Consider the following 16,626-nt stretch of genomic DNA (forward strand, 5'->3'; position numbering starts at 1 on the left):
TGATGCCCGGTCAAGCGCGCAGTACGGCGCCCAGACCCGCAGTCTTGTCAACGATGGCCTGACGCAGGGATTCGCTGTCCTCGGACGTCAAGGTGCGGTCCGGGGCGCGGAAGGTGACTGCGAAGGCCAGTGATTTTGCATGCTCACCGATCTGATCGCCAGTGAAAACGTCGAACAGCTCGATGGATTCAAGACTAGACCCAGCCGCTTCTCTGATGGCGGAAGTCAGATCAGCTGCCGAGACCGTGTCCGGCACAGTGAAGGCCAGATCCTGACGGACCGGCGGGAAGGTCGAGACCGGCTTGGCCTGCAGGGGTGTGTAGTCCAGGTGGTCCAGCACCATGTCCAGGCTCAGCTCGAAAGCGGCAGAATGGGCAGGGAAACCCAGAGCCTGATCAACCCGAGGATGCAGCTCGCCCACCATGCCAACGAGCGTGCCGTCATCCAGGACCAGCCTGGCGGTACGGCCCGGATGCCACTGGTCAGGCACCTGCTCGGCTGAGGGTTGCTCCAGCCGATAATCGGCACCCAGCCTGTCCAAAACCCGGCGAGCCGATTCAACTGCATCAGTCCAGTCCACATCCCTGCTGTCCTTAAGCCAGCCGTCTTCCTGGGCCCGGCCGGTCAGCAAGGCCGCCACATGCAGCCGTTGCTCTGGCAGACCCTGGTCCAGGCGGGCCAAATCCTCGTCGCTGGGCCGCACGCCGCCCGGAAGTGTAGGCACCGCAGGAGCCTTGGGGTCGCGACGGAAGACATAGCCGATCTCAAAGAGACGCACATCAGTGTTGCCACGTCGCAGGTTGCGCTCCACGGTGTTGGCCAGCGGCAGCAGCAGGCTCTGCCTCAGATAGGGCCTATCAGCGGCCATGGGGTTGGCCAGCTCCACGCTGTTGATATGGACCTCATCAGGATCCATGCCGAAGGCCTTGAAATCATTGTCACCGACAAATGGATAGTCCAGAACCTCGGTCAGCCCATACTCGGCCAGGGTGTCAGCCACCCAACGGCGACGCTGCTGGCGATCGGTCAGACCAATTGCTCCGGAAACCTTGGGTGATGGCACGGTGACGGGGATACGGTCGTAGCCCACCAGGCGAGCCACCTCTTCGACCAGATCGCAGCCCTCGCCCAGGTCGGGCCTCCAGGTTGGCGGAGTCACGGACAGCCGGTCCTGAGGATCGCCTTGGACCGTGCAGCCTATGTCGCGCAGAATGGCCACAATGCGCTGGGGTTCCACATCCAGTCCAGTCAGCCTGGCCACCTCGCTTACAGCAAAGTCGATGACTGACATGGGCTTGGTCTGGTTCATATCCAGCGGAGCATCCAGGTCCTGGCCACCGGCAAGGCGATGCAGCAGGTCAGCGGCCATAGCCGCGGCAGCCGGCTGCATCTGCGGATCGACCCCGCGCTCAAAGCGCTTGGAAGCCTCGGAGGGCAGCTTGTGGCGACGTGCGGTCCTGGCGATGGTCACCTGGTCGAAGTGGGCGGACTCAATCAGAATATTCCGCGTCTGATCGGTCACCTCTCCATACAGACCGCCCATGACTCCGGCCAGACCTAAGATACGGGATCCCTCTTGCCCCTCGGGCGAGTCGGTAATGAGCAGATCCTCGGTGCTGAGCTCGCGATCCTTGCCATCCAGAGTGGTCAGGTGCTCACCCTGCCTGGCCCTACGGACTACGATGGGCCCGCTGAGCTTGTCCAGATCATAGGCGTGCAGGGGCTGGCCCAGATCCAGCATGACATAGTTGGTGATGTCTACCGGCAGACTGATGGAGCGCATGCCGGCACGTACCAACCGCCGACGCATCCAGCTGGGAGTGGCCGCCTTGGGGTCACACCCGGTCAAGGCACGCAGGTAGTACCGATCACAGCCTGGCTGACCGTGAATAGGGTTCTCGTCCTGAATGCGCACGGCCAGCGGAGCCTGATCCTCCTGAGCTGCGGGGGCCGGCACTGTCTTGTTCAGCTCAATCACCGGATCCGTGTACTCAGCACCCGTGGAGTGGTGGTATTCCCTGGCAACCCCCCGGTAGGAGAAGGCATAGCCGCGGTCGGGTGTGATGTTGATCTCAAGAACAGGCCTGTTCATATGGAGCAGAGCTATGGCATCGTCACCTGGCTTGAGCTGCTCGTACTGCTCGGGGGTGAACCCGTAATTGCGCAGCAGGATGATGCCCTGATGGTCCGAGCCCAGCCCCAGCTCACGCTCTGAGGCGCACATGCCGTCCGAGATGTGGCCATAGGTCTTGCGCGGTTCGATACGGAAGTCCCCAGGCAGGACGGCCCCTGGCAGGGTCACCACCACCTTTTCGCCCGCAGCCATGTTTGGGGCCCCGCAGACTATGCCCCTAGGCACCTTGTGACCCTGGTCATCCACCGCGTTGTACTGCTCGCCCACATCCACATGGCACCAGTTGATGGTCTTGCCGTTCTTCTGAGGCTCAGGCTCGGCATCCACCACATAGCCGACCACAATAGGGCCGGTCACCGTGGACTCATGAATGTCCTCTTCCTCCAGACCGACCCGGACCAGATCCTTGGCCAGCCGTTCATAGGTCAGATCCTCGGGGACCTGCACATGCTCCTTGAGCCAGTCGATATCTACCATTGGCATCTGACGGTCACTCCCCCATCTCGAACTGCTGGCTGAACCGCACGTCACCCTCGACCAGGTCGTGCATATCGTTGATGTCGTGACGCAGGAGCAGGGTGCGTTCCATGCCCACGCCGAAGGCGAAGCCTGAGTATCGCTGCGGGTCCACACCGGCCGACCTCAGAACGTTGGGATTGACCATGCCGCAGCCTCCCCATTCGATCCATCCAGGGCCGCCCTTCTTGTCGGGGAACCAGAGGTCCATCTCGGCGCTGGGCTCGGTGAAGGGGAAGTATGAGGGACGCAGTCTGGTCCGGGCCTCGGGACCGAACATGGCAACGGCGAGCTTGTCCAGGGTGCCCTTGAGGTCGGCCATGGTCAGGTGCTCGTCGACGGCGATGGCCTCGCACTGGTGAAAGACCGGGGTGTGGGTGGCATCCAGTTCGTCGGTGCGGAAGACCCTGCCCGTGCAAGCCACATAGAGCGGCACGCCGCGGGTTATCAGAGAACGGGCCTGGTCGGGCGAAGTATGGGTGCGCATGACCATGTTGGAGCCGACGAAACCGGCGGCGTCCCTGGCCTGGCTGCCCTTGACATAGAAGGTATCCTGCATCTGGCGGGCAGGATGGTCAGGGCCGAAGTTAAGGGCATCGAAGTTGTACCATTCGGCTTCCAGCTCGGGGCCCTGGGCGATGCTCCAACCCATGGAGACGAAGAAGTCCTCCACGTCCTCCATGAGCTTGGAGAGCGGATGCCGGGCGCCCTGGGGACGGCGGTTGACCGGCAGGGTCATGTCCACCTGCTCGGCAGCCAGGCGGCGGGACTCCTCCTCCTGGCGCAGCTGCCGCTCCTTGAGCCCGTAGGCACGGCCGAAGTCAGCCTTGAGCTTGCCCGCTAGACGCCCGGCGGTCTTCTTCTGATCCGCTGGCAACGTACCGATAATCCGACCGGATCCGGCCAGGGCTGAACCCGTCCCCGCATACCGGGCCTTGATCGCCTTGAGCTCCTCTAGATCAGAGGCCTCGCGAATCCTGCCGATGCCCTCGTTGACCTCGTCGGTCATCGCCGCGGGGTCGAATTCTTCCTGTGCCACCATGGACCTTTCCACTGTTCCCAATGCCGTATCCGGGCCGCAAATCAGCGGAAATCCCGGTCGTTGACGCCTTCACATTCTTTCAATACGACTCGACATGGCCATGGCGTAGAGCAGCACCGCAGCAGAGGTGGCCAGGTTGAGGGATTCAGCCCGCCCGTATATAGGGATGCGGACGATCTGATCCATGGCCTGCAGCAACTCCTTGGGCAGGCCGCGTGCCTCATTGCCGAAGAGCAGAACCATGGGCCGACCCGGCGAGTCTGGCCTGGTCAGGGCTCCGCTCGCCATCAGATCAGCCAGGGAGCGGACGGGTTTGTCCGGTGTTCCATAGACATCGGCCGCCACCATGGTCCGACCCTGCCGTCTGCACAGGGCCAGGAAGTCCTCGGTGCCCATGGTCATCAGGGGTATGTGAAAGGCCGATCCAGCCGTAGAGCGAATGACCTTAGGATTGGTGAGTTCCACGCACTGGTCCACAAGGATGACTGCCTTGCAGCCAGCAGCATCGGCAGTGCGGATCACAGTGCCAGCATTGCCCGGGTCGCGAATCTGCCAGAAAGCTGCCACCAGGTCGGGCTCCTCTTTCGTTAGGCGCTGGGGATCTTCGAAGTCCATCGATTGTGTCAGAAATCCGTCCGCACGCGCCTGGGCCAAGATCCCCTGCGCATTGCCGCTGATGGCACGCATGACCCTGGCGGAGACGAAATGTCCGTAGCAGTCAGGCAGCTCCCGAGCCTGCTCCATGATGGCGCCCACAGTCTCGTTGAACGGCCGTGGATGACCGCCCCGGGCTGCAGGAGAGGATTCGTCCGACTGAATATAGAGGTCAGTCAGCAGGTCAGAACGCCAGCGGACCGCCTCGCGCACACTCTGCGGCCCCTCTATCAGGAAGCGGCCATGACGCTGCCGTGCCCGCCGATCCTGCAGTTCAGCCAGGCGACGAATTCGTTGAGCATGGGGATTGTCGAGAATGGAATCATCAAAGGGCATGGGCATAACTCTAGCCTCGACAGACGAGAGCTCTGCGATCGGACCTCAATCAGCCTACATCTGTGGGAAAGTTCACTGAAAGAAAGGCCTGCACCCCTTGTGCTCCCCGGACAAGGGGCTAGGGTAAAAGAACTGGTCGGGTCGACCACGTCCGTCATTGGTATGGTGCAGACCGACCATGGCACATCTGGCTTGACCAGAATCATTGTGAGGAGACAATATGCCCGTATACACACTTCCCGATCTGCCCTACGACTACTCGGCACTGGAGCCGTACGTGTCCGGCAAGATCATGGAGCTGCACCATGACAAGCACCATCAGGCTTATGTGAACGGGGCCAACAAGGCCCTGGAGCAGATTCATGACGCGGCCGAGTCCGGCAACGTGGCCCAGTCCAACCTGCTGGAGAAGAACCTGGCCTTCAACCTGGCCGGGCACAAGAACCACTCCATCTTCTGGAAGAACATGGCCCCGGCCATCGGCCAGGAGCCCACTGGCGAACTCAAGGCCGCCATCGAGGACCAGTTCGGGTCCTTCCAGGGCTTCCAGACCTACTTCGAGTCCATGTGCGCAGGCATCCAGGGCTCCGGCTGGGCCGTCCTTGCCTGGGATACGCTGGGTGAGCGCCTGGTCACCCTGCAGATGTACGACCACCAGGGCAACCTGCCAGTCACCATCTTCCCGCTGGTCCTGCTGGACCTCTGGGAGCACGCCTACTACCTGGAGTACCTGAACGACCGGGCCAGCTACGTCAAGGCCTGGTGGCACATCGTCAACTGGGAGGACGCCTCCAAGCGGTTCGACGAGGTGCGCAACATCAACACCACTCTGGCCAGGTAAAAGACCGGCGCTTCCAACCACAGGCGGACCCCGGTCCTTTCCCCTCTCTGCGGGAGGTGGAAAGGACCGGGGTCCCTCCATATCTGGAGTCTGCTGCGGAAAACCCTGACAGTCAGTTGCCGAAGAAGGCGATGGAGCCGGTCAGCGCAGCCACGGTCAGTGAGATTGCAGGCACAGATAGACATATGAGCAGGAAGCCCACATCACGTGGTCTGACCTGGGAGACCCTGGCATGGGTGCGCGGTGTGCTGCCACCGAAGCCTCGAGCCTCCATGGCTGTAGCCAATGTCGTCGAACGCCTGATCGACAGAACCAGCAGGGCGAAGGCTTGGGGCATAAAGGCCTTAAAGCGGTTTTCATCGCCCAGTCCACGACTGCGGCGAGAGGCGGTCAGCGCCGACCAATCATCCTTAAGAACAGTAAAAAGCCGCATACCTGCCAGTCCCCCGTAGACGAAGCGGTCAGGCAGATGGAGCACCTGGCTGAAGGCGTCGGCCAGGTCGGTGGCATCGATGCCCAGAACAGTGATGATGGCGGGGATTCCTATGGCCAGGATTCGCAGTGCAGTAGCCAGGGCCAGGTCCAGCGAGCGCTGGGTGATGTGGATCATCCCCCACTGCCAGAAGGTGGCACCGCCGCTCTTGCCATAGAGGATGATCGCCAGGGCCGAACCTGGCGCCCCCAGGAAGATGGGCCAGGTGGATCTGACCACGCGCAGGGGCGTGAAGCCTGCAGTACCCAGCAGCAGGAACTCCAGGATCAGGGCCGTCGTGGCCGAGACCGGGTCCAGGCTGATCAACAGGGGCAGAGCCGCCAGAAAGGCCCCGATCAGACGGAAGGCCGGATTGATGGATGCTATGTATGGCGACCTGCTGGCCGGCTTGATCGGCTCGTCCCGCTGATCCATGGGCGTGACGGTCAATCTGGCAGCAACAGTCTCCTGATGAGCCTGCAAATCTGACCCGGCTACAGGCCAGACGGCCTTCTGGACTCCCGGAGGCGTCATTTCCACCAGGCGGGCATCCAGGGCCTGGACAAGTTCCCGGTCGTGGGTGACCAGGATGATGCAGGCTCCTTGATCGCGCAGGTCTGCAATCAGCTGGGCCATGCTGACCCAGGTGTTCCTGTCCTGGCCGAAGGTGGGCTCGTCAAGGATCAGCACCTGGGGTGCAGCGGCCAGAGCTGAGGCCACGGTGAGCCGCCGCTTCTCGCCGCCAGAGAGCGTGTAAGGGTTGGCACGCGCGTACTGCCTCAACCTGAAGCGCCCCAACAATCCCAGGGCGCGGGCCTGGGCCTGGTCCTCGGTCATGCCGGTGCGGATGGGGGCCAGCTTGACCTCATCCAGGACCGTGCCTCGGGCGAACTGATGCTCGGGATTCTGAAAGACATAGGCGATGCGCGCCGCCAGCTGGGATGAGGTCCATCGTATGGGCTCGGACTCCGCAGGCGTATGCCCCTGAGGTCCCTGAAGCAGACGATCCTGGGCAAGGACCGAACCAGCCACTGGCTCCAGCAGACCAGCCAGAGTCATAGCCAGCGTGGATTTGCCAGCCCCGTTGGCTCCGACCAGGGCAGTGACCTGCCCAGCCCTGAATTCCAGATTGATGTGTTCGGCAACCGCCCGGCCCTGACGGCCCACCGCCAGATCATTTGCAGCCAGCAAGACGGGATGATCATCCTGACTGGGGCCGGATTGCCCAGCCTGGCCCCGGTCACATCCAAGCTCAGGCAGCGAATCCCGTACACTCCTATAAGCCTCGGGAACCCATATGCCCAAGGCGGCAAGATCCAGGCCAGGATCAGTGAAGACCTCCTCGGGGCTGCCGTCGGCCATGATCACGGTCTTGCGATAGGCCGCAGCGCCCGATCCGCCGGTATTGTCTTCAACCTCACCCAGCCCAAGCACGATGACCCGGTCGATCATGTCCATCCATGGCCCTGCCCGGTGTTCGACCAGAATCATGGTAGAGCCCTGCCGATCCAGGACCTTTCTGACAGCATCGACTATCTGCTCGACACCGACCGGGTCCAGATTGGCCGTGGGCTCGTCCAGCAGGAGCAGCCCAGGCTGCATGGCCAGAGCACCCGCCAGGGCCAGACGCTGCATCTGCCCTCCGCTCAGATGCATGGTGGACCGAGTCAGCTGCAGGTCAGCCAAACCCACCTCGGCCATGGCCTTCCGCACCCTTGGCCAGATCTCTTCAGGAGGCAGCCCCATGTTCTCGGGCCCGAAAGCCACATTGTCGCCCAGTCGCTGAAAGATGGCCTGCGCATCCGGATCCTGCAGGACCAGGCCCACACGCCCCCGGCTGGATACGGCAGGATTGCCGTCAATCAAGACCTGGCCCTGGGTCACTCCGCCTTCATCGTCCTCAACCTGGTCCTGGCCACTCTGCGGGGCATGATCGCCCAGCAACCCGGCCACACCCTCAAGGATGGTCGATTTGCCAATGCCGGAGGCTCCCAGCAGAAGCACCCGCTGACCTGCAGGAATGCTCAGGGACAAATCCCTGACGGCGAAGTGGTTCCTGTAGGCATGCCGATAACCCCAGCCACGCAGTTCCAAGGCTGCGGGTCGATAGGGATTGTCTTGGATGCTCTGATCCACGCCCGAGCCTCTACTTCCCGGCCATACGAATATCACGGCCGGAGGCGAAGCGGTCCAGAGCCCCGGTGGCGGCAATGGCCTTGTAGAGGTACCAAACCAGTACTCCGGCGATCAGAGCGCCCGAAATCAGGGTGGCTATCAGATAGATCACACCATAGGGGCCGGTGAGGTTGATGGCCTGCAAGTGCGTGCAGAAGGAGTACAGCCAGCAGCCGAAACCAGCGGCAGCACCCGACAGTGCCACCGTGGACATGTTCCAACGCCGGTAACGCAGCAGCATAAAGACCAGTTCGGCCATGAAGCCCTGAAGCAGGCCGATCAGTATGGTCTCCACAGGCACCCAAAGGCTGCCCAGCAGCGACTCCAGGATGGCGGCGACCAGCTCGGCATAGACGGCAGCACCCGGTTTGCGCACGATGACCGATGCCAGGGGCCCGGCGAACAGGTAGAGGCCGTTGAGAATGCCGCCCAGACCGGGCACAACCCCGTCCAGGAAGGACCAGGGAATGGTGGTTACCATGGCGACCACCCAGTAGATGACGGCGGAGGCCACCCCGATGACCGAGGCTACGGCGATATCCACCACCCTCCACCGTTTGGAGGGGATTCTGACCTGGGATGGAGTTCCTTCAGACTCCGGCTCTGATCCAGAAGCAGTGTTGTTTATGAAATGACCATCGGTCATGATCTTGTGCCTTTCCTCGGGGCGCTCCCTATGAGCGCCATCCCGTTCAGGCACGGGTCCAGTGACATCCGTGCGCCGGCATTACCCGGTAAACGTTCGTCCGGTTGAGGCTGAGCCTCCTCTCAGCCGCACGCCCTCAGGCATACGGCCCCCGTGTCACCTATTACCTTAGAACACGCCGTGGTCAAAAAAGTCAGTTCTGACCCTCGCCTAGGGAATCCAACAAAAGGGCCTCGGTGATGATGTTGTCGACCAGCCCCTGCAGGGAGATGGACTCATTTGGGCTGTGGGCGTTGGACTGGGGATCCTCGGGGCCGGTCACCAGGACCTGGGCCTCAGGGAATAGCCGCTTGAGCTCGGGAATGAAGGGGATGGATCCGCCCTCGCCCTTGTTGACCGGGTCGCGTCCAAAGGCCTGCCGCATGGCATCCTCAGCCTGCTTGACTACCGGGCTTTCGGCATCCATGGCCCATCCCATGCCCAAGCCGCTAGGGGTGACCTCCACCCTGGCCCCTTGAGGTGCATGGGCGACCAGAAAATCAGTTAGGGCTTGTACGGCCTGTTCGGGCCGCTGGGTGGGCGCGGTGCGCAGGGAAATGCGGAAGCGGGTCTTGTCGGCCAGCACGTTGAAGGAGCCCTCCACCGGGTGGGCATCGAAGCCAATCACCGCCGCTGCCGGCTTGGTCCAGAGACGGGATGCCAGGGAGTCGGTTCCGGCCAGCCGGTAGGAGTCCACCACACCGGCATCTGAACGCAGCTGGGCCTGGTCCAGGTCACGCTGCAGGCCGCCGATAGGCTGGCCGCTCTCCAGGCCGGGCACCGCAAGCTGACCCTGGTCGTCATACATGGAGGCGATCAGCATGGCAGCCAAAGTGTTGGCATCCAAAATAGGCCCGCCGAACTGGCCGGAGTGGACCGGATGCTCCAGGGCTGTGACCGTGACATCCAGGTCCGCATTCCCTCGCAGAGAGGTGGTCAGGCTTGGGGTGTCCGCCGACCAGTTGCCCGAGTCAGCCACGATGATCAGATCCGAGGCGAAGTCGTCCCGATGAGCCTGAAGGAAGGGGATGAAGCTTTGCGAGCCCATCTCCTCCTCCCCCTCAATAAAGACCTTGACGTTGACGCGCAGGTCCTTGCCCAAGGCATGCAAGGCACCCGAGTGGATGGCAATACCGCCTCCGTCGTCGGCCGACCCACGTCCGTAGAGCCGTCCCTCCTTCTCCACACCGGTAAAGGGATCAGTGGACCACTGGGAGGGATCGGGCACCGGCTGCACATCGTGATGAGCATAGAGCAGAACAGTCGGAGCATTGGGATCCACTTGACGGGATCCGATGACCTCGAAGGCACCAGGGGTCCCGTCAGGATTGGTTGCCTGGACCACATGGGCGTCCACACCCACCTGCCGCAGCTGTCCGGCCACATAGTCGGCTGAGCGCCGCATGTGATCCCCGGTGATTCCCTTGGCTGAAACTGAGGCCAGGGAGATCTTGTCCTTGAGCAGATCGACGACCCGGCTCTCATCGTCCTGAACACGTGTGCGGATCGTTTCCAGGCCCAGCTTTGCCATCGCTACCTCCTGTAATTGCTTGTGAATCAATGCTTGCGAGTCTAGGCGTCACCGTAACCTGTTCGCATGACATGGAACCCCTTCTCACGCAAGGATCGACGGGACAAAGAGGCTGAGGCGGACCAGGTCGCCTCTGCTGCAGAGGTACGAGGTAAGGGACGCCCCACACCCAAGCGCAAGCAGGCCGAGGCAAGGAACCTGCGTCCGCTGGTCCCCAAGGACCGCAAGGCCTCACGCAAGGCCGCCAAGGCCCGGATCCGAGCCCGTGAGGATGCCCAGTATGAGGCCATGAGGACCGGCGACATCGACCACATGCCCAAGTCGGAGCGCCTGCCCTGGAGAATCTACATCCGCGACTATGTGGACGCCCGCTTCAATCTGCTGGAATGGATCTTCCCGGCCATCATCCTCATGTTCGTGGCCACCCTGATGGGCATGTTCGTAGGTCCGAAATATTATGCCACATTCACCATGGTGGTGACCATTCTTCTATACGGCTATCTGATCGTGGCCCTGGTCGATACCTGGCTGATGTGGCGCAAACTCAAGCGCCTGTTGATCGACAAATTCGGCGAGCGCTCGGTGGCCAAGGGCTCACGCTCGGCCTCCTATGCCTGGCAGCGGGCCATGATGGTCCGGCGCTGGCGGGTCCCCAAGCCCAACCAGAGCAAGCGTGGGCACTGGCCCAAGTGACAATCGATTATTTTTGATGTCCCTGCCTGCGGTCGGTCACACCGCCCGGTTCCTCTTGAGGTTCCGGGCGGTTTTCGTATTCGCTCCACATTCTGCGAATGGTCTTCATTCTCCCAGCCTGTACGGCTAGCATGGATTGCTATGCAGCAATCGATCAACCAACCCGGTACAGAGTCTCTCGACCCATGGGATGCCAACAGCCGCCAGTACGACACCATCATCATCGGATCCGGCCCGGGCGGCTATGCCACGGCCCTTCGCACGGCAGAGCTGGGCGGACGGGTGGCCCTGGTCGAACAGGACCCTGTGGTTGGCGGCGTCTGCCTGAACCGAGGATGCATCCCCACCAAGGCCCTGCTGACCGCCACACAGGTTCTCGAACAGGCCGACCTTGGGGCCGCCATGGGCATCAATGTCGAGTCGGCCAATATCGACTACCAGAAGCTCCAGGATTATCAGGACCGGATGGTGGATGCCATGACCGGGGGCCTGTCGAGTCTTTTGAAGCAACGCGGCATCACTGTGGTGCATGGCCATGGCACCATCGTCGGCGACGGTCTGGTAGAAGTGACTGACGATGACGGCAATCGAACACGCCTGACCACCTGCGATACCATCCTGGCCACCGGTTCTCATGCCAGGGTCCTGGAAGAACTCCCCTTCGATGATCTGGTCATTGACACTGACCGGGCCCTGACCCTCAAGCCTTTCCCCCGACGCGCCTTGATTATTGGATCAGGGGCTGTAGCCCTGGAATTCGCCACCATTTGGAATCAAGCCGGCTGCCAGGTGACCCTGATGGTCAGACGGGACCGGGTGCTCTCCCACTGGGGTCGGCGGACCGGTCAGATCATGACCCGGGAGCTGGAGCGTCAGGGAATTCAGATCATCACCCATGCCCGCTGTTCGGGCGGGCACCGTCTACCCGCTGATGGAGGCATTCAGGTCGACTACCAGCCAACGGATGACAAGGGCCAGGCGGGAGCAATCGAAACTGATCTGGTCTTGGTGGCCATCGGCAGGGATCCCAATACTGACCCCGAGCACATGAAGGAGCTGGGCATTGACCTGGACGAACATGGCCAGGTCCTGACCGACTCTCAGGGGCGCACCAGCCGTGATCGGGTCTGGGCCCTGGGGGACATCACCCCGGGTCACCATCTGGCCCACAGGGCCTTCCAACAGGGCATCACCCTGGCTGATGCCGCCTCCGGTCTGGACCCCGAGCCGGTCAACGAGGCCACCATTCCCCGCGTGGTCTTCTCCTCCCCCCAGGCCGCAGCTGTGGGCTTCAGCCGTCAGGAAGCCGAGGACGATCCATCGCTGAACCAGGTCAGGGAGACCATCTACCCTATGATGTCCAACTCGCGCATGCGCATGAGCGGCATGCAGGGCACCCTCAGCCTGATCACCGCCTGCCAAGCCACCGACATGGAGAAGCAGATAGTGGTCGGTCTGGAGATGGTATCTCCCCAAGCCTCCGAGAATATTGCCGAGGCCCAGCAGCTGGTGGGCAACCAGATTCCCCTGCACCGGGCAGCCGGGCTCATCCACCCCCATCCCACCTTCTCGGAAGCCATTGGAGAGGCCCTGCTCAAGGCTGACGGCAGACCCCTGAATATGCGTTAGGCATGCGGTAGACTGGTCAACCAGTGAACGTTTCCGAGTGAGGATGGCATGGCTACAGAGGACACCAAGGGCAAAAAGGCAAAAAAGAAGAACAGCACGATCAGTCAGATCGTCAAAATCTATCAATTTACTCACGCAGAGGACAAGGCCCTTCCCTGGCTGCTGGCCGCGGCCATCCTGGTGCCCACACTGATAGCAGTCGTGATCTGCCTGCTGGCCCACTTCGGCTGGTTGTCCTGGATCCTGACTGTGCTTCTGGGCATCATGGTCGGCCTGCTCCTGGCCACCATGACCCTGACCAGGCGCTCCGACAGAGTCGGCTATGCCAAGATGGAGGGCCGCCCAGGTGCTGCCGCCGCCGTCCTGAGCAGCATCTCCAAGGCAGGCTTCTCCTTCCCCCAGGAACCCGTCTGGATTGATGCCAAGACCAAGGATGCCGTCTGGAGGGGCACCGGCCGCACCGGGGTCTATCTGATAGCCGAGGGCGATTACAACCGCGTCAACAAGGCCATGAATCGCGAAGAGGAGAAGATCCGCCGCATCACCCGCGGATCGGCCATCCCCATCTACCGCATCAGCGTGGGCCACGGCCCTGACCAGGTCCCGCTCAACAAGCTCCAGCGCACCGTGATCAAGAAGAAGATCAAGCTGACACCCACTGAGCTGGAGACCCTCAACGACCGGCTGGTCACCCTGCAAAAGCGGCAGAGCGCCTTGGGGATGCCCAAGGGCATCGATCCGACCAAGATACACGTCAGCCGCAAGGCCATGCGCGGACGCTGATGTTTTTGAAGGTCCCGGTCTCTCCCCAAGGGAGGCGCCGGGACCTTCGCATGAAACACCCCCGTAACCTCAGCGGCGCATTACCGAAAAAAGCGGTCCCCTAGACTGGGTGACCGTTACGGTTTTCCAGGAAAGGAGCAGTTCAGTGAGAGAACTGAAATCAAAGGCCGATTGCGAAGCTGTGATCAACCAGGAGGGCGTGGAATACGTCTCAGTCAGGTTCACGGATCTGATCGGCGTCCAGCAGCACTTCACCGTACCTGCCAGCGAATTTCTCAAGGACGCCTTCACGGACGGCATGGCCTTCGACGGCTCCTCAGTACAGGGATTCCAAGCCATCAATGAGTCCGACATGAAGCTGATTCCGGACCCTGAAACCGCCTATCTGGATCCCTTCCGCCGTCATCGCACTATGAATGTGGCTTTCTCCATCGTGGACCCGGTGACCGACGAGCCCTACTCGCGTGATCCCCGGCAGATCGCTTCCAAGGCCGAGGCCTACCTGCGCTCCACCGGAATCGCCGACACGGCCTCCTTCGCTCCTGAGGCTGAGTTCTTCATCTTCGACAAGGTCCGTTTCGAGAACAGCATGCAGCGCTCTTTCTATGAGGTCGACTCGATCGAGGCCCCATGGAATTCAGGCGTGGATGTCGAGGAGGATGGCTCCGACAACATCGGCTTCAAGAATCGTGTCAAGAGGGGCTACTTCCCCGTACCACCCATCGACCACTACCAAGATCTGCGCGACGACATGGTTGCCAACCTGCAGAAGGTGGGCCTGATTCTGGAGCGTTCCCATCACGAGGTGGGCGGCGCCGGCCAGCAGGAGATCAACTACCGTTTCAACACCCTGCTGCACGCTGGCGACGATCTGATGAAGTATAAGTACGTGGTCCACGAGACCGCTGCCCTGGCCGGCAAGGCGGCCACCTTCATGCCCAAGCCCATCGCTGGGGACAACGGGACCGGCATGCACTGCCACCAGTCCCTCTGGAAGGATGGCAAGCCCCTCTTCTATGACGAGAATGGCTACGGCGGACTCTCCGACATCGCCCGCTGGTATGTCGGCGGCCTGATTGAGCATGCCTCGTCCGTCCTGGCCTTTACCAACCCCTCCACCAACTCCTACAAGCGGCTGGTTCCCGGGTATGAGGCCCCGGTCAACCTGGTCTACTCGGCCCGGAACCGATCGGCAGCCATCCGCATCCCCCTGGCCGGCACTTCACCGGCTGCCAAGAGGATCGAGTTCCGCGCCCCCGACCCCTCCTGCAACCCCTTCCTGGCCTTCTCGGCCCAGCTGATGGCAGGACTGGACGGCATCCTCAACCATACCGAGCCACCGGCCCCCATCGACAAGGACCTCTATGAGCTGCCCCCAGAAGAGCATGCCCAGATCAAGCAGGTACCCGGCTCCCTGGAGGAGGCTCTGAACGCTCTGGAGGAGGATCACGACTTCCTGAGCGAAGGCGATGTCTTCACCGACGACCTGATTCAGACCTGGCTGGACTTGAAGCGCGGCGAGCTGGACCAGACCCGTCTGGCCCCCACCCCCCTGGAGTACGAGCTCTACTTCCACATCTGAGTTCGCATAACGACTGACGCCGACTAGCCGGCCAGGTCACATAAGGCCCGATCCTTCCTGCTGAAGGGTCGGGCCTCTTTGCATTATCACGACCATCGGCATCCGCCCATTGACGGCAACACGCCAGTCCCGGCATCCCGGCTGGCGGTCAGGCCAGAATGAGGAGAGGCATGAAAACAGATTCGATGGAGGTGGAGACCGATGCGCTGGCTACGTGAGTTCATGGAGTTGCCCGTATACCTGCGAGCCATGCTCATCGTGGACCTTATGTGCAACTTCGGCATCGGCCTGGTCATGCCCATCGAGCTGCTCTTCGCCACCCATTCTCTGGGCGCCACCATGAGCGAGGCCGCCCTCCTGGTGACCATCAGCTCGGTAGGATCGCTAATCTCCAACCCCATCATCGGATGGGTCTCGGACCGGCGTTCCTCCTGGCTGGCCATGCATACGGCCATGATCTTCTCGGTCATCGGCCCCCTGATCTTCACTGTGGCCCACGACTACCGGGCAGCAGTGGCGGGAGCCTTCGTCTCGGGCCTGGGGATGGGCATGCAGACCTCCTGGGCCAGCATTCTGACGCAGATCTCCACCAGGGAGCAGCACCGAATCGTCTACGGCATCAACCAGGCCGAGCTCAACCTGGGCATCGGCCTTGGAGCGGCCGTTGGCGGGCTGCTGGCCGCTGGTGGTCAGGACTTCCTCTATCGGCTCGGCTTCGGCGGTAGGGCCCTGGGGTTCGCTCTGCTCAGCCTGTCCCTGCTGGTCATCGAACGACACTGGCAGCTACGCCGCTTGACGGCTGAGCTCAAGGCTCAGGCGGAGCGGGAGGCCGTCCAGGAATCCGCAGGGGCAACCCATGTCCTGCAGAACAAACAGTCAGACGGCAATAAAAGCATGACCATCAACGGTACCTTCGGCGGGCGGACCAGCTCCCTGACCAGGGTGCTGGCCTCCATGGTTCTGCTGACCTTAGGAACCTTCTTCATGGACCTGTTCGGCTACTCCCAGTTCGATGCCGGCCTGGTCACCACCCTGATCTCTGATCCACACATCCCCCGTTGGTCCCTGTCAGTGGTGGATGTAGTCAACACCTTCTCGGTGGTCATCATGAACATCGTGCTGCTGCCACGGCTCAAGGACGCCAACCATGTGCGCCTGTTGCGCACCGTGCCGGTCTTCTGGGCCGCAGCCTGGGTGATCATCGTCCTGGGCCTGCGCCTGGATTCCACCCCAGGCGCCCTGAGCGTGGCCTCTCTGGGCATCACCATCTTCGGACTGGGCGAGGTCATGATGGGCATCTCCCAGCCGGTGGTGGCCGCCGAGCTGGCCGGGCCATCGTTCAGTGGACGCATGTTCGGGCTACTCAACACGGCCGCCTCCCTGGGCTACATCGTGGGACCCATGTTCGCCTCCTACGTCCTGGCCGGGCATGAGGTCATTCCCTTCCTGGCCATGTGCGCCATCGGGCTGGTCGTGCTGGCAGTCCCCTGGTTCCTGGCCATTCCCTCGCGGCAGATCACCAGCCAAAAGAGCCCAGCCGCCATCTAATCTCA

12 protein-coding genes, 2 pseudogenes and 1 riboswitch are annotated in these 16,626 nt (G+C 62.0%); of the genes and pseudogenes, 6 read left to right on the top strand and 8 right to left on the bottom strand.

What is annotated here, in order from left to right; genetic code table 11:
* Positions 1-10: 10 nt before the first annotated feature.
* From pheT to H3V09_RS03450, 3 genes are all read right to left on the bottom strand, one after another.
* Positions 11-2,617 carry a phenylalanine--tRNA ligase subunit beta gene (gene pheT / locus H3V09_RS03440; protein WP_198190946.1) on the bottom strand — a complete coding sequence of 869 codons (2,607 nt, stop codon included), beginning with the start codon at positions 2,615-2,617 and terminating at the stop codon, positions 11-13.
* A 7-nt stretch (positions 2,618-2,624) separates the two neighbouring features.
* Positions 2,625-3,692, bottom strand: coding sequence for a phenylalanine--tRNA ligase subunit alpha (pheS, locus tag H3V09_RS03445; protein ID WP_198190947.1), 1,068 nt, complete (start codon positions 3,690-3,692; stop codon positions 2,625-2,627).
* 69 nt (positions 3,693-3,761) lie between these two features.
* Positions 3,762-4,682, bottom strand: a complete 921-nt coding sequence (locus tag H3V09_RS03450) for a TrmH family RNA methyltransferase (protein WP_198191134.1) — start codon at positions 4,680-4,682, stop codon at positions 3,762-3,764.
* A 220-nt stretch (positions 4,683-4,902) separates the two neighbouring features.
* Between H3V09_RS03450 and H3V09_RS03455 the strand changes: the two genes are divergently transcribed.
* On the top strand, positions 4,903-5,523 hold the full coding sequence (locus H3V09_RS03455) for a superoxide dismutase (protein ID WP_015022073.1): 621 nt from the start codon (positions 4,903-4,905) through the stop codon (positions 5,521-5,523).
* A gap of 112 nt (positions 5,524-5,635) precedes the next feature.
* Here the strand turns inward: H3V09_RS03455 and H3V09_RS09160 are convergent, their stop codons facing one another.
* From H3V09_RS09160 to H3V09_RS03470, 5 genes and pseudogenes are all read right to left on the bottom strand, one after another.
* Complete coding sequence (locus H3V09_RS09160) at positions 5,636-6,631, bottom strand: energy-coupling factor transporter transmembrane component T family protein (protein ID WP_396177961.1); 996 nt, start codon at positions 6,629-6,631, stop codon at positions 5,636-5,638.
* A 42-nt stretch (positions 6,632-6,673) separates the two neighbouring features.
* A pseudogene (locus H3V09_RS09165) lies at positions 6,674-7,597 on the bottom strand (ATP-binding cassette domain-containing protein); the annotation flags it as partial.
* A pseudogene (locus H3V09_RS09170) lies at positions 7,571-8,167 on the bottom strand (energy-coupling factor ABC transporter ATP-binding protein); the annotation flags it as partial. The pseudogenes H3V09_RS09170 and H3V09_RS09165, both read right to left, overlap by 27 nt.
* Entirely contained in the window at positions 8,142-8,816 is a 675-nt protein-coding gene (locus H3V09_RS03465; RefSeq protein ID WP_082097765.1) for an ECF transporter S component, read from the bottom strand. The gene H3V09_RS03465 and the pseudogene H3V09_RS09170, both read right to left, overlap by 26 nt.
* A 49-nt stretch (positions 8,817-8,865) precedes the next feature.
* Positions 8,866-8,981, bottom strand: a riboswitch (TPP riboswitch).
* Positions 8,982-9,009: 28 nt separating this feature from the next.
* A complete protein-coding gene (locus H3V09_RS03470) occupies positions 9,010-10,386 on the bottom strand; it encodes a dipeptidase (protein WP_198190949.1) in 1,377 nt (458 codons plus the stop codon).
* 66 nt (positions 10,387-10,452) lie between these two features.
* Between H3V09_RS03470 and H3V09_RS03475 the strand changes: the two genes are divergently transcribed.
* The 5 genes from H3V09_RS03475 (at position 10,453) to H3V09_RS03495 (ending at position 16,621) form a co-directional block, all read left to right on the top strand.
* On the top strand, positions 10,453-11,079 hold the full coding sequence (locus H3V09_RS03475) for a DUF3043 domain-containing protein (RefSeq protein WP_198190950.1): 627 nt from the start codon (positions 10,453-10,455) through the stop codon (positions 11,077-11,079).
* Between the two features lie 141 nt (positions 11,080-11,220).
* The gene (locus H3V09_RS03480) at positions 11,221-12,708 is read left to right on the top strand and encodes a dihydrolipoyl dehydrogenase family protein (protein ID WP_198190951.1); all 1,488 of its coding nucleotides are present in this window, start codon (positions 11,221-11,223) and stop codon (positions 12,706-12,708) included.
* A 48-nt stretch (positions 12,709-12,756) separates the two neighbouring features.
* On the top strand, positions 12,757-13,491 hold the full coding sequence (locus tag H3V09_RS03485) for a DUF4191 domain-containing protein (RefSeq protein ID WP_110425462.1): 735 nt from the start codon (positions 12,757-12,759) through the stop codon (positions 13,489-13,491).
* Positions 13,492-13,636: 145 nt separating this feature from the next.
* On the top strand, positions 13,637-15,073 hold the full coding sequence (gene glnA, locus H3V09_RS03490; protein WP_198190952.1) for a type I glutamate--ammonia ligase: 1,437 nt from the start codon (positions 13,637-13,639) through the stop codon (positions 15,071-15,073).
* Between the two features lie 201 nt (positions 15,074-15,274).
* Positions 15,275-16,621: an MFS transporter gene (locus tag H3V09_RS03495; protein ID WP_198190953.1), complete on the top strand. Its 1,347-nt coding sequence runs from the start codon at positions 15,275-15,277 to the stop codon at positions 16,619-16,621.
* Positions 16,622-16,626 lie beyond the last annotated feature (5 nt).

It is taken from the genome of Bifidobacterium sp. M0399 (assembly GCF_016100595.1).
GTDB classification, from domain to species: domain Bacteria; phylum Actinomycetota; class Actinomycetes; order Actinomycetales; family Bifidobacteriaceae; genus Bombiscardovia; species Bombiscardovia polysaccharolytica.